The organism is Fluviispira vulneris, assembly GCF_014281055.1.
Taxonomy (GTDB): domain Bacteria; phylum Bdellovibrionota_B; class Oligoflexia; order Silvanigrellales; family Silvanigrellaceae; genus Silvanigrella; species Silvanigrella vulneris.
In genome coordinates, this window is the sequence record NZ_JACRSE010000002.1 from 329,521 (window position 1) to 344,583 (window position 15,063).

At 31.4% G+C, this 15,063-nt stretch carries 11 protein-coding genes; 5 read left to right on the forward strand and 6 right to left on the reverse strand.

The genetic code is table 11. From position 1 onward, the window contains the following. Positions 1–9: 9 nt before the first annotated feature. Both H7355_RS05270 and H7355_RS05275 read right to left on the reverse strand, forming a co-directional pair. Positions 10–2,970, reverse strand: coding sequence for a hypothetical protein (locus tag H7355_RS05270; RefSeq protein WP_186645671.1), 2,961 nt, complete (start codon positions 2,968–2,970; stop codon positions 10–12). Positions 2,971–3,022: 52 nt separating this feature from the next. Next, positions 3,023–3,553 (reverse strand): rhodanese-like domain-containing protein, encoded by a 531-nt coding sequence (locus H7355_RS05275; RefSeq protein ID WP_186645672.1) that lies wholly within the window; start codon positions 3,551–3,553, stop codon positions 3,023–3,025. Positions 3,554–3,674: 121 nt separating this feature from the next. Between H7355_RS05275 and H7355_RS05280 the strand changes: the two genes are divergently transcribed. The 4 genes from H7355_RS05280 to H7355_RS05295 all read left to right on the forward strand — a co-directional run bounded on the left by H7355_RS05280 (position 3,675) and on the right by H7355_RS05295 (position 7,935). Further along, a complete protein-coding gene (locus H7355_RS05280; protein WP_186645673.1) occupies positions 3,675–4,667 on the forward strand; it encodes an alpha/beta hydrolase in 993 nt (330 codons plus the stop codon). Between the two features lie 12 nt (positions 4,668–4,679). Next, positions 4,680–6,986, forward strand: a complete 2,307-nt coding sequence (locus tag H7355_RS05285) for an AsmA family protein (RefSeq protein ID WP_186645674.1) — start codon at positions 4,680–4,682, stop codon at positions 6,984–6,986. Between the two features lies 1 nt (position 6,987). Further along, on the forward strand, positions 6,988–7,587 hold the full coding sequence (locus tag H7355_RS05290; RefSeq protein ID WP_186645675.1) for a GNAT family N-acetyltransferase: 600 nt from the start codon (positions 6,988–6,990) through the stop codon (positions 7,585–7,587). A 120-nt stretch (positions 7,588–7,707) separates the two neighbouring features. After that, positions 7,708–7,935 (forward strand): cold-shock protein, encoded by a 228-nt coding sequence (locus H7355_RS05295; protein ID WP_186645676.1) that lies wholly within the window; start codon positions 7,708–7,710, stop codon positions 7,933–7,935. Between the two features lie 8 nt (positions 7,936–7,943). Here the strand turns inward: H7355_RS05295 and H7355_RS05300 are convergent, their stop codons facing one another. From H7355_RS05300 to argH, 3 genes are all read right to left on the reverse strand, one after another. Beyond that, positions 7,944–9,479: an MFS transporter gene (locus H7355_RS05300; RefSeq protein WP_186645677.1), complete on the reverse strand. Its 1,536-nt coding sequence runs from the start codon at positions 9,477–9,479 to the stop codon at positions 7,944–7,946. 99 nt (positions 9,480–9,578) lie between these two features. Beyond that, a complete protein-coding gene (locus tag H7355_RS05305) occupies positions 9,579–10,352 on the reverse strand; it encodes a transporter substrate-binding domain-containing protein (RefSeq protein WP_186645678.1) in 774 nt (257 codons plus the stop codon). Between the two features lie 3 nt (positions 10,353–10,355). Further along, on the reverse strand, positions 10,356–11,654 hold the full coding sequence (argH, locus tag H7355_RS05310; RefSeq protein WP_186645679.1) for an argininosuccinate lyase: 1,299 nt from the start codon (positions 11,652–11,654) through the stop codon (positions 10,356–10,358). A 335-nt stretch (positions 11,655–11,989) separates the two neighbouring features. Here argH and H7355_RS05315 point away from each other — a divergent pair, with 335 nt between their 5' ends. Continuing rightward, positions 11,990–12,472, forward strand: coding sequence for an ArgR family transcriptional regulator (locus tag H7355_RS05315; protein ID WP_186645680.1), 483 nt, complete (start codon positions 11,990–11,992; stop codon positions 12,470–12,472). A 4-nt stretch (positions 12,473–12,476) separates the two neighbouring features. On the opposite strand, the gene hrpB is transcribed toward H7355_RS05315, so the two are convergent. Then, a complete protein-coding gene (gene hrpB, locus H7355_RS05320) occupies positions 12,477–15,062 on the reverse strand; it encodes an ATP-dependent helicase HrpB (RefSeq protein WP_186645681.1) in 2,586 nt (861 codons plus the stop codon). Position 15,063 lies beyond the last annotated feature (1 nt).

The following is a 15,063-nucleotide window of genomic DNA, read 5'->3' on the forward strand; positions in this document are numbered from 1 at the left end:
TAATCCTTTTCAATCCCTATGAGTGATATCAAAAGAAAAACTGAACTTATTCTTTTGAGATTCACTCCATATTACCATATGGAATAAAGAAATAAAATCTGTGTTTTGAAAATGTTGACTCATAGCTTTAAATGCAGCGACTTTAAAATTATTTAATGCTGAGAATGGTGAAGTAATCGTTGGACATTGAAATAAGACAATTGAATTATTTTTATCTAGAGCATAGCATAATGATAATATTTTTGTCTTATCACTTTTATTCAATGAGGAAGTTGCTATTTTATTATTTACTTGTATGAGGCATGAGATTGTGTCTGTATCCTTGTAGTTGCTTATTTCAAAATCAAAATAAGGCAGTGTTGATTTTTTTTGTAAGTAAATATTCCCATTTAAAAAAACAGAATATTTGTAGATAATTTGATTATCGTATAAATTATGCAAATCGGTTTTGCAAGAGAAATTATGCTCATGAATAGTGCTCTCATCAATATGTGCAGACATAAAAAAGCCAGGAATAAAGTAATCATTGTCTTTATTCTGTGGAATTTCTGTATTTATTTTAATATTATTTGAGATATTATTCTGATATTCATTTGCAAGATTTTCATTTATTTTTTCTATATTATAACTTATTGTTAGTTCTCTTCTTTTTGTGTCATTAGAAAAAGATAAGCTTAATGGATTTTTTTGTTGGTCAATATTTTTTTGAACAAACTTTAATTCCAAATTTTTTGCAGATAAATCAGATTTTTTTAAATACTTGAATTGAGAAAAAATTTGCTCAGCTTTTCTATTTTCAATTTTCTTTATCTGCTGAATAAGAGTCTTCTTAAGTTCATTAGAGCTCAGATTTTTTACCGCTTTTGTTTTTGAAACCGTTGTCCCATTGCTTACAGTAATAACGCATGAATCTTCTAGTTTTTTCTCTTTAAAGTTGTAAAGATATAATAAAATATTACTCTTTTCAAGAGAGTTAATTAAACTTTGATTTAACATATCAAAATCAGACATATTATAGTTATTTAAAGAACTAAGATTTATATTTTTTTTATTATTTTCTAAATAGAATTCTGTTGAAAGATATAAACTTTGCGGATCTTGAACGAATATATAGCATTCTTGTGTTCCATTTTTTAAAGTTTTTAACCCACTTGCTAATATTACTGGTTTTAAATTTTCATTAATGATTTTAACTTTAGAGAAATACTTTCTAAAAATATTGTTTTCTATAAAAGATACATTAAATTTTAAAATAGGTAAATTAAAAATATCTATCGGAGGATTGGTGTGAAAATAGTTTTTTAAATCATCCAAGATATTTTGTGTAATATTCAGGTAATATATGCTTTTATTTTCCTTCTTACATAAATTATTAAATATTGTATTATTATTTTGATCTTGAATTTCGCAATTCATATTGCTAATATTTGAGTCTGAATTTTCAGTGAATAGTAAAAATTTATTAGGCTTATTTAAATTTATAAGATAATTTTCTTTTAACCATGATGGATTTTCTTTACTAGGGTTTTCGACGAAAAGAGTTTTGGCACCAATTATACTTCGGTTAAGAATTTTTCCGGCAACGATACAGGTTAAATTATTTTCACTTAAAAAAATATTAACAGAGTCTATATTTCTAAATTCTAATAGCTCTTGATTGTCTTTAAACCAATAAATTTCAAATAAAGCAGATTTGTCAAAGGAGTCTTGAATATTGCAATGGTATTGATTTTCTTTATTTGTTTTACTTAAATCTAAATTTTCAGATATATCTAAAGTTTTTTCATTATCTTTTGTTGAATTGAAAATTATAATTTCTTTTTCAATTTTATCGTTATCGATACTTAATATCAGCTTAATTTTTTCGGGAAATACAGATCTTTTGAATTGTAGTGTAGGAGAGATTTTTAATTCAATTGTTTGGTCGATTTTATTTGTTATTATCTCACACTTTACATTTAGGCTATTAATGCAACTCCATTCATAGTCATTTTGTGGTAAATTGAGATTAGCGCTGTATTTGACAGATTTGATATTGTCATTATTACGAATTTCTATTTGTTTAAGACCATTGATTTTTAAATATTTTTTAGATATTTCAAGTCTTTGGGATTCTCCATTATTATTTAAACATTTATATTCATCGTTGTAACGTATATATTGCTCAGGTAAAATGCTATTATTGAAATTCGAGATTTCTTTATTATTTTTGGTCCATATAATTTTATTATCATTTGGTTTGTATAGAAACTTTAGTGAATTACAATATAAATTTTTTATATTATTTGTATCGATAAATTGAATTGTAGGTGGAAGATTTATACTATTTCCATCTTCTTTTTGAATAATAAACTGGACACCTGTTGCTTGAATAATTTTATTTTTTTGTTTAATTCCAATGTTTAGATCTAGTATCTTATAATTTTCGTTGCCAATTATATTTAGAAATTTGTTAGTGTCATTATTTTTTCTTTCTATACTACCAGTGTCTTTGTCAAGTAGAGAACAAAAGAATTTTTCAGATATTTGATTCGCTCCACTTTCGCAAAAGTAATATTGGGAATCTTCCTTTGTTTTTACATAATTCGCGATTGAAAAATTAGAAAGGTTTGATAATGAATACTTAAATACACCAGGAGATAAATTTGGCCAATTTTGAAAATTTGAAAATGCTGCCGACACATGCACTTTTTTAAAAAGAAGGCCGTCAAATAAAATTGTTTCACAATTAATGTTAGGAAATTTTTGAGCAACTGAAAAATCAATTAAAGGAGAATCTGATTCAATCGTTCTTCCTGAATCATAATTATGTAAATACCATTTATTTTGAAAAATTCTGAGGTTAGAATTTGGATCAAGTAATTCACAAGCAATTTTTTGCTTAGAATAATCAACTGTTACTTTGGTATACGAAGTTTTTTGTATAATTTGATTGTCAAAGTGATAAACGGTTGGAAATATAATTGGCATTCTTAAGTTCTTCCAAGAAAAAAAACTGTTAAGTTTTAGCCTATCTTATTTTTTAATATCTTGGAATAGTAGAGTCCATTTTTGAACTGTAGAGATCGATTCCGCCTTGCAAACTTCTTGCATTTGTGACCCCATTTTCACGCAAATACAATGTTGCATTCATCGAGCGCATTCCATGATGGCAGACAACAATAACGCATTCAACTTTTTTAGCTGTCTCAACAGTTTCTTCAAAATTCGCTTCTGTCAATAAATAGGAATTTGGAATATTTGCGAGCTCAAATTCCCAGTCTTCTCTTACGTCGATGATAAGCAGTTTTGCTTTACGCGATTTCATTTCTGCAAATTCTTCTACTGTGATTTCAGCTTTTTGCATGTCGAGCCAGCCTTGATTTAAAGCATCAAGCATAGCAGCACCATCTTTTTTATGTTTTTGTGAAACCTGTTCAATGGTTTCATTTGCTTCATAACCACAGCTAGCACAGCCGCCAACATGAAATTTGCTGTGCAGAAGTGAGCGGGCGAAAGGGTAATATGTCTCAACTTCCTGCATTGTTGTTTGTTGAGTGAATTGATTTTCCATAAAAAAATTTCCTTCTTCTGCTTAAAAGTTAAGAAACATGGCGCTGGGCTTTGTTTCATATTATCTCAAGGCTATAATCTAAATCATGTTAAGTGAACACTGTTTTTTGAGGTTAAAAAACATGTATCCAATAGAAGCTTGGGTTTCTGAACGTCTTAATAAGATTAACTATAGTCGATTTTGTGGCAGTGAACGTAGGCATTTTTCTTTGAACAAACTTCATGAGGTTTCTGTAACATATTATGAAGTTCCTCTCTCCACAGGGGGAGGAAATGCTTTTTTATCAGTGCCAAAATATTTCGAAAGTGCTCAGAAATCACTTATCATTCTTATGCATGGTTTAGGAGATGATTGTTCTTATCCGCTTTTGCATTGGATCCGGTTATTAAATGCGAGCGGAATGTCTGTTTTATCTTTTGATTGGGATGGGCATGGAGTGGGTGGGGCATCTATTCTTGATTTTCAGCAGGCAACTCGCAGCCTTCCATTATTGCTCTTTCGCTTATTCGGCGAAGAGTCTCGCGGAGGGTTAAGTGCGAAGCGTGAAGGCCCATCCTGTTATCTTATGGGGCATTCTATGGGTGCATCCTTAGCTCTTATTGCAGCTACACGGCAAGATGTTGCACGCAATATCAGTGGAGTGATCGCTGTTTCGCCAGCATTAAGCATAAATTCATACTCAAAAGCGGCTGGTGAGGTTTGGAATTATTTATACCCAAGCGCTTGGCTAAAAGACTTTTTAAATAAATTTTCCTACTATGGATTGGATGGATTATTTCCAGCGACTGGATCTTTTAAAAGAAAATCGTTTCCGCTGCGCATGCGAACATCCATTGGCTATGTTGATCAAGCTAAAAACTTTGTAAATGAGACATTTGAAAAAAGAAGAATTTTGCGAGAAGTAAGAGTACCTGTTTTATGGATGCATGGTATGAAAGATCGTATCGCTCCCTATTCGCAAGTGGCAGCTTTAATGATGGAAATTCCATCCGCTTTCTTTGCCCATAACGATGAAAAAAGAGGCCATCTGCGCATGGCTTTTTCGGATCAGATCCCGAAGTATTGTTCAACGTTTATTAAACAATGCTACGATTTAAAAACAATAAATGATTAAGGTGGATAATTTGTGAGTACACAAAGAAAATGGTTAATTGGTTTTGCAAGTTTCTTTTTATTGATTTTTTTAATTCTGATTGCACTTCCTTTTATGATTGATTTTAATAAATTTAAACCCCAAATTCAAAATGCTGTCGAACAAAAACTAAATGCAAAAATTAATTTTTCTTCTGCGCGGCTAACTATTTTTTCTGGATTAGGTGTAAATTTACAAAATGTTACATTAGATAATACAGACGAATTATTTTTCAATACACAACTACTTAAAGTCAAAGATGTTAAAGTTAAATTAGATTTTTTCCCTTTATTGCAAGGGAAAGTCATTGGTCAAATCATTGTAAAAAATCCTGATATTAATATTATTAAAAATGGAAATAAAACAAATCTTTCTAATCTAATTAAGAGAACTTCCAATTCAAGTGCGGACATGGCAGCATATGCTCTTGAAAATGATTCTGCAAAATCGAATTCGAATTTGGGATCACTCTCGAAACGTCTCGTGATAAATTCGCTCTCAATTTATGATGCTTCATTTAATTTACAAAGTTCTTCAGGTGCATATGATAGAGATATTGCAAAAGTAAAGAATATAAATGCAATAATTTCGAATATTGGCTTAGATAAAGATACAAAAATTGAAGTATATTCTGATATCGATATCAATGATCAAGGATTAAGAGTAAAGGGTCCAGTCAAACTTCAAGTTATAGCCAATACTGAAATGAGTTCCAATGAGTGGAAGAATACAATGTTTAAAGGGCTTTTAAGCCTAGATAAGTTAGATATCAACTTTAGAGATGCCTTTGTTAAAGGAACTCAGATTCCGATGAATCTAAGTTTTTCAGGTATGGCCAAGCCTCAAAATCTTATGATAGATGATTTTAAGTTTGTCATCCATACATTAAATGGACGAGCGACAGTTGCACTCGATAATTTTCAGAAAATGAATTCTGATTTAAAAATATTTTTAAATTCGTCTGATCTTTCTGAAATGGCCACAGTTTTTCCCCAGCATAAAAAAATCTTATTAAATGCATCAGTAGATATGATTACAAAAGTTTTTGGTTCTCTTTCTCAACCGAATCTTTTAAACGTGAATGTAGATCTATCTGCAAAATTAGCTGAATCCGATCTCACTTTAGCTTTAGCAACTGAGTCAATCAAACCTTTGAACGGTCTCCTACGTGTGCAAAGTAAAACTCTAAAATTGGACGATATAATAAACCCTTTTTTAGAAAAATCAGCATCTACTTTGCCGAAAAAGGTTGTAAATGAAAAAGAAAATTTACCCCAAGCACAGAATGCTGCTAATCCTGATAGTAAAGAGTTTACATTATCAGAAAATATGAAACGTCTTCTATCTGATTCTGATTTCAGTACTGAAATTAATATCGGTAATTTAACTTATAATAATATTTTATTTAATAATTTTTCTTTTATGGCCAGAACCAAAAATTATTTACTTTCTATAAGTAAGTTAAATATGAGTGCATTTTCTGGCAACCTGTCATCAATATTAAAGACTGATTTAGGTTCCACTCCTGTAAATTTCTCTGGCAATATTGCTTTTAATAAAGTAAGAATCGAAGAATTAGCTCAATTTATAAAATCCGATTTAGTAAAAAGTCCACTGGATGGAATTACTGATATTAATATGGTATTTAATGGAGCAGGAACAACAAAAGAAAATCTTTCAAAATCATTGAATGCAGATGGTTCATTCTTTTTTTACAATGGCTATTTAAATACTAAAAGTCTTGTTGCGTTAGCAGGAGAGCAATTTAATAATTTTATATCGAATTCGACTTTCGGTACATTAAAAATTGATGCCTCAACATTAAAGAAATTGAGTTTGAGTGACAGTGATAAAACAAAAAAGAATTTGAATAATGTTAAAGGTGATTTTGAAGTAAGAAATGGAAAACTTTTGATACGTAACAATATCGATGGTGATGATGGTCTATTAAGGCTCGAAGCAGATGTTGGAATTGATGAATCTTTAAAAGGAATGGCAGTTTTTACCGCAAGTAAAAAAACGAAAGAGAAATTGCTTGAACAAAGTAAATATGCTAAATATTTTTTAGATGAAAGAGGTAATTTTGTATTAAATTTAACTTTAGGTGGTACAGTTCTGAGTCCAGATGTTTTCTTAGATACTGCTGTTCTTCAAGCACGTTTTACAAAAAATGCTGCAAAGGAACTTTCAGTAAAAGTTAAAGATGAATTAAAAAATAATCCTCATATTCAAAAAATTCAAGAAGATGCAAAAAAGTTTCTTGAAATGAATGGTATTAATTTAAATAAATTAGGATTATAAAATGTTTGAGCAATTTGAAAATTGTATATTAAAGGGACATCTTGTCACGTTACGCCCGCTTGTATTAAATGATGAGAAGGCTTTGAATGAATGCTTTTGTGTAGATTATTTTAAGTATTTTCCAAAGCATTATGCTTCAAGTAAAGAACTCGTCTCTCATGCGATTGAACGCAAACTAAATAATATTTCAATGCCATTTTTAATCTTAGAAAATAAGAGTTCTAAACCAATTGGTATGACTTCTTTAGCAAATGTTCGTTTGCAAGATAAAAGCCTAGAGATTGGCTCAACCTTTATTGAGAATCATTATCAAAAAATGGGTTATAATGTTGAATGCAAACTGCTTTTACTTCAATATCTTTTTGAAATCCTTTCTTTGAATAGAGTTGAGTTTAAAACAGACAAATTAAATCTTACTTCAAACTTAGCAATGGAAAAACTTGGATTCGTTAAAGAAGGAGTATTTAGAAATCACATAATTATGCCAGACGGGCGCTTAAGAGATTCTGTCTATTATAGTGTTATTAAGGAAGAATGGGCACAAACTAAAAAAATAATTATCGATAGATTTAATAAAAAATTATCTCAATATCATAATTAAATAAAAAAATAAAAATAAAAATTTCTAAACTGACAAGATTTGTTACCTTGACAGAGATTTTTTTTTCGTGTATTTTTAAAGACCAAATTGTTAATTAACATGAAAATATAGGAGGCTCTTATGTCATCAAACAATGATGAGTATCAATGTGGGATCGTAAGATGGTTTTTAGAATCAAAAGGCATAGGCTTTATTCAAAAAAGTAATGTAGGAAGTGATATTTTTATTGATCATACTACGCTAGAAAAGTCAGGTTATAAAGTTTTAGTTGAAGGTCAGAAAGTAGAATTTATAGAAAAAAACGGGTCGCGTGGACCCGAAGCTGAAAGCATACGAATTGTATCATAACATTTAAGTTAATGCCTATCAAGTATATTATCTTTTGTTTCTTTAAGAAAGAGTGTGCCAACGACAAAGCTCATAAGAGCAACTGCAATTGGATAATAAAGTCCTGCGTAGATATTTCCCGTTTGGACAACGACACTCGCAGCAATTAAAGGAAGAAATCCACCAAACCATCCATTGCCTATATGGTAGGGCAAAGACATGGATGTGTAGCGAATTTGGGTTGGAAATAATTCCACCAAGAAAGCTGCTATTGGGCCATAAATCATAGTTACGAATAAAACTAATATCGTAAGCAATAAAATTATCATTGGATAATTTATTTCTGCTGGATTTGCTTTCTCTGGATAACCGGCTTGCTTCAGTGCGTTGTCAAAACTTAGGGGTTCAAAATTTCTGATTTCTGTCATACCTATTTTTGTATTTAACACATCATCACTGATTGTTTGCGTTTCGTAATTATATCCTTTTTTAGCAAGATACTCTTTCAGATCTTTGCATTCTTTTTGGCAATTTTTTGTTTGTATAATAATAGGAGAATTTTGAATTGCTAAATCTAATGCAGGATTGCCGAACTTAGTAATTCCTTTGAAAATGGGAATATAAGTAAGTGAGGCTATTATGCATGCGCTCATCATGACTTTTTTTCTTCCAATTCGATCGGATAATCTTCCGAAGAAAATAAAAAAGGGAGTTGCAATGATGAGTGAAATTCCAATTATGATATATGAATATTGAAATTCAATTTTTAAAGTATTTTGTAAAAAGAAAAGTGCATAAAATTGTCCAGTATACCAAATGACTCCTTGACCTGCTGTCGCTCCAAATAATGCCAATAAAACTAATTTTAAATTTGGAATTTTAGTAAAACTGTCTCTTAGGGGAGATTTTGAAAGTTTACCAATACTTTTCATTTTTAAAAACAATGGCGACTCATTTAATTTTAATCTTATATATACAGAAATAATAAGAAGAATTACAGATATTAAAAATGGAATTCTCCAGCCCCAGCTTTTAAACTCCGTTTCTCCTAAGGTCAGGCGGCAGGTGAGTATGACACTTAATGATAACAAAAATCCTAAAGTTGCAGTCGTTTGAATCCAGCTGGTATTATATCCTCTGTTGCTCAGTTCTGAATGTTCAGCAACATATGTAGCAGCTCCTCCGTATTCACCCCCAAGCGCAAGACCTTGTGCTAGGCGTAAAGTTGTTAATAAAATCGGAGCCAAAATGCCAATATCATCATATGTAGGTAGCAAACCGACAAATGCAGTTGAAAGACCCATAACTACAATAGTTATTAAAAATGTATACTTACGACCTACAAGATCCCCTATTCGGCCAAAGATGACTGCCCCAAAGGGTCTCACGGCAAAGCCCGCTCCAAAAGTCGCTAAGCTCGCAAGAAATGCTGCTGTATCATTTCCTTTAGGAAAGAATAATCCACCAAAAAAAACAGCAAGACTTCCATATAAATAGAAATCATACCATTCAAAGACTGTTCCGAGTGAAGATGCTGTAATAACCGCTCGATCCGATTTATTCATTTTTTTTCCCCCAAAGAAAGTACTTTAATTATGTTACTTTGATGGGGATTGATTTAAAATGAAAGTGTCATTTTTGTGTACAATTGTTAAGTAAGTTATTTAGAAATGCTCTGCATATGCTTTATCGTACTCTCCATCTTTTTTCCATTGTTCTAAAAATTTATTAAATTTTTCAATAAGAGTTGTTGATTCTTTACGGGCTGCAACACCAAAATATTCGTCTTGCACATCGGTTTTTTTCGACTCCATTATTGTCGGAAACTTTTTAACAAGGATATTTGAGTGATTAGAGTCTGTGACAATGATATCAATTTTTTTACTTCTAAGTGCATTAATTATATCTGATGTTTCGTTGTATTTTAAAATGGTTGCATTTTTTAGATTTTTGCCAACATAGAAATCACTGGTATAACCGACTTTAACCCCAATTTTATATTTCTTTTTGTTGAAATCTTGAATATTATTAATATTTTTTATAGAAGAGTTATCTTTTAAATACATATAACTTAATCCATCTTTAAAGTAAGGATCACTAAATAAAACAGATTTTTTTCTTTCTTCTGTGATAGTCATACCAGAAACAATAAGATCACATTTTTTTGTAATTAAAGCTGGAATAATTCCGTCGAAACTATAATTAATAACTTCTAGTTTTGAATTCATAAACTTTGCGAAATTTTTTGCTAAATCTATATCGAATCCTACCCATCCATTTTTTGTATATACAGAGAAAGGAATAAAACCTCCTGAGGTGCATACCTTTAGAATGTTACCATCAGCATTGTCTAGAGCATTAGCTCTGTAGGAATATGAAAATAATATGCTCATGAGAGAAATTAAAGAAGCTATTTTTGCAAATTTAAAATATGACATTTTTTATCCTTTTTTGTTAATGTTCTGTATTGAAGAGTAAATAAGAGGAGAAATTTTTTCACATTCTTCTTTAGTCAAATGATGTAAATACTTATTATTTTCATAGCTATAAATAACAAGTCTTCCAATTATCTCATGAGCTTGTCTAAATGCAATGCCTTTGTCGACGAGTTGTTCTAAAAGGTGGGTTGACCAAACATAACTGTTTACAGTAGATTTAAGCATAGCATCTTTTTGAAAATGCACAGTATTTAAAAATTCATTGAAAATATCTAAACAATTTTTAATTGTATCGACGGTGTCGAATAATCCTTCTTTGTCTTCTTGGAGATCTTTATTGTAACCAAGAGGAAGTGCTTTCATAACAGTCAATATACCTATGAGATTTCCAAAAATTCTTCCTGTTTTACCCCTAATAAGTTCAGGTATATCAGGATTTTTTTTGTTTGGCATGAGTGATGAACCTGTTGCATATGCATCATCCAATTTTATGAAATTAAATTCTTCTGTTGCCCAAATAATCATATCTTCAGAAAATCTTGATAAATGAGTGATGATTATGCTTGCACAACTCATAAATTCGATAATAAAATCTCTATCGCTTACAGCGTCTATTGTATTTTCAATAACACCTTTAAACCCAAGTTTTTTAGCAGTGTACTCTCTATCAATTGGTAGGGTAGTGCCCGCAAGAGCTCCAGCACCTAATGGTGAATAATTCATTCTTTCATAGCAATCCGTAAGGCGAGATGCATCTCTTAGGAACATATTTTGATATGCTGAAAAATAACAATTTAATGTGATTGGTTGGGCTTTTTGCAGATGTGTATAGCCAGGAAGGATTGTATCTTTATAAATGATTGAAAGTTTTTCCAGCGAGCATATTAAAGAATTTAAAATGACTTTTATTTTTTCAATTTCGTGTTTTAAATAGAGTCTTAGATCTAAGGCAACCTGATCATTTCTGCTTCTTCCTGTATGTAATTTCTTTGCATTGTCACCAATATCTTTAAGTAAACAAAGTTCAATATTCATGTGAATATCTTCTGCATCTTTACTAAATTCAATTTCATTTTTAAGAATTTTTGTACTTATTTTTTTTAATCCATTGATTATAGAATGAGATTCAAACTCAGATATAATTCCTTGTTTTGCCAGCATTTCTGCGTGTACTTGGCTACCTAAGATATCGTATTGTGCTAGTTTTTTATCAAATGAAATGGACTCATTAAAGTCGACTGCTTTTTGTGCAAGAGGTTTTTTAAATCTTCCTCCCCAAACAGGGGATGCATTTGTATTCATAGTTCAATCCTTTTTTTTTTTGAGGAGATTGAGTCAATTTTAAAAACAAAACAGATTCTCAGAAACGCTGGCGGTAAAAATGGATAAAAATCCATTTTTATGGATTTTTATGTAGTAACGAAAATTTTAGATAAGTGCAAGTTTTTATGTAAAAAATAATAATTTCAATTTTTTTGCTGTTATGAATTCAAAAAGTTCATAGATTATAATGATTTATAAAGATGGGTAAAAAGCTCTATGAACTGACAGCGGCAGTCATGCTTCTTTTCTTTTAAATAGAGAAATGTTTTACTATGTGAGAATAGTTTAAACTGATGGGTTAGAAAGACTAAGTTATGAAAAATACAGAAAAAAAAGATGATGAAGTGATTTTGGATTTAATCCGCACGGAAAAAATTGCCCATCAACAAGAACTCGTAGCAAAACTCAAAAAATTGGGTTTATCCATTCCACAATCCACTCTTTCTCGAAAACTTAAAAAGTTAGGTGTTGTAAAGGTTCAAAACTGTTATAAAATATTAAATTCTAGTACAAAGACACTTGTTCCTATTTTTGAGATTAAAGTGTCTCCACCAAATATTTTGATCCTCCACACTCTGCCAGGACATGCAAACTCTTTGGCTTTTCAATTGGACCAAAAAATTATGCATGGAACCAATAACGCTGTTAAAAGCCGATATGATTCACTCATGGGAACAATTGCAGGTGATGACACTGTCTTGGTTATTTCAGACGGGACAAAAAAAGGACTTGAAAAACTTCTTGAGGAAATTGAAATGGATTTTGAAGTTGAGCGTTTTCATGGAGAGACAAATTAACTTGTCATCGTTTTTTTCGCTTCATAAGATACTCAGGTGGCTCGGCTGTTTTTGGATTGTCTGGCCAAGCATGTCTAGGATATCTCCGTGATAATTCTTTTTTAACTTCAAGGTATCCTCGCTCCCAAAATCCAACTAAATCGGTTGTAACTTGGACTGCCTGCATATTGGGAGCGAGTAAATGAACAACAAGTGGTATCGTTCCATTACAGATTTTTGGTGATTGTAAAGTACCAAAAAAATCTTGTAAGCGAGAAGCAACCCATGGTGGTTTGTCTTCTTCGTAATTAATTTTTACTTTCCGGCCTTTGCCTATAATTATATAATTAGGAAATAAATCATTGAGCAAGCTTATTGTTTCATAAGGTAATAGTTCATCTAAATAATCATCCAAATCTTTTTCAAGAATTTCATTAAAGCTTTTTTTATTTTCACAAATATGACATAAAAGCAACTCAAAATCTTCATCTAAAAAGTGAGCTGCATCGAGAGTGTATCCAGCTGTTTTTGCAAGTTCTATTCGTTTTGCTAAGTAACGTAAATCTTTATCGTCTTCAAAAGGCTTAGGCCAACTCGAAGTTAATTCTTTTAAAAGTATTTCCTCATGTTTAGCAGTGTGATGTCGTATAGGGCGTTCTTCTAAAATGAGTTTGCCATAAAATGTTTTTTTAGCAGCACGCACTCGCTGTGCATTTTCATCCCAAGAATATTCCTCATTCTCTTTGAGAAAATATTCAGGCGCAGCAATAAGTAAATCAGGGTCTATTCCATGGCAAATTCTGACTTGGGTCGATTGTGCTTGTGACAATGCTTGAGCAGATTCTTCAGCTTCAATTGCTATTACAAATTCTGAATCTTGCACGATGCTTGAAGGTGATAAAATAGCTCCACCACCTAAACATAAATTTAATTCTTTTTTTCCAGAATAATTTAATTTATTCCTAATTTGGCAGACTCTATCTGGATAACCTGCTAATAAAATAAAGCTTAAATCATTGTGGTTTAGTTCTGTAAAACAATCTGTGAATTTTACTTTTGTAATTTGACAAAGATGTCTGATAGACACTTCAATTTTTTTAATCGCAGGAATATCAATATAACTGTGTGGAAATGAATTTTTTACTTTTTTTGAAAAATAATTTACTAATATATTAAATTGAAATTCAAGGTCTGATACTCCAATATCAGGCGCTGAAATGCCTTTTTTTAAGATAGAACCTTCATTGATAAGAGAAACTATTACAATTGCTTGAGGTAAAATATTTTTAATTTTAGCTTCATATAAAATTCTTCCCAACCTTGGGTGTAATGGATATTTAGCAATTTCAGTTCCAATTTCTGTTAAGTTATTTGAAGTATCAAATGCAGAAAGAAAATTTAATAGCTGATTACAAGACTGAATAATATTTTGTGGCGGAGGGTCGAACCACGGAAAAGAAATTGCTTCATTTAACTTATCTAAATTGAGTTTTTTTTCTAATATTTTAATTTCAAGGAGCGTCTGGGTCAGATCCACTCTTTGTATTTCAGCTTTATCAAAAGTAGAACGCATTTGGAAATCAAGCAAAGTAAATAATCTTTTTACGCAACCACTTTGGGTACGGCCAGCGCGGCCAGCCCGCTGGATACAAGAGGATTGACTAATAGGGAGAGTGTCTAAAGTAGGTAGGCCACTCCAACTGGCATGACCAGCTATTTTAGCCAAGCCACAATCAACAACTCCAGTGACTCCATCGAGAGTAATTGAAGTTTCAGCAACGTTCGTTGATAAAATTATTTTTCTTCTATCTGTGTGTTTAAATACTTTTTGCTGATCATGCGGAGAGAGATCTGCTTTAAGTTGCAAAATAATTGCGTTATATTTATGAGCAAGTTCTTCAATACTTTCTTGAGTTTTTTGTATCTCATAAGATCCAGTTAAAAAGACCAAGATGTCGTCCGGACACTTTGGATCATTTAGTAAACTCTCCACAGCATTAAATATTAAAATAGGCATTTTTTTGTGTACTGAATTTGGATCTAAATATTGAATTTCCAGTGGATGGGTTCTACCAATTGAAGTGTGTGTTTTTGCTTTCGGTAAATAATTTTGTAGACCATATGTATCGAGTGTAGCGGACATTACAATGAGCTTGAGATCAGGGCGTAGACTTTGCTGCAATAATTTTATGAGCATAAGTGCTAGGTCAGTGTGGGTATGTCTTTCATGAAATTCATCGATTATCACGCAAGAGATATCTTTCAATTCAGGATCTTCTAATATAAGGCGAGAAAAAATACCACCTGTTATATACTTAACTTTCGTTGAAATTGATTCTCGCTTGTCATAACGCACTTGGTAGCCGATCGTCTCGCCACATTCATCCCCCAGTTCTTGCGCCACTCTTTCAGCGGAAAGTCGTGCTGCAAGTCTGCGTGGCTCAAGCACTAAAATAGTTTTGCTTGTATAATTTAACAGGGCCGCAGGAATACGTGTGGTTTTTCCTGCGCCCGGAGTCGCCTGAATGATCAAAGTGTTATTCGTTTGAAAATCAGACACGATTGCTGGCAATATTTCATCGATTGGGAGCGGTAATTTTTTTAGAGACATA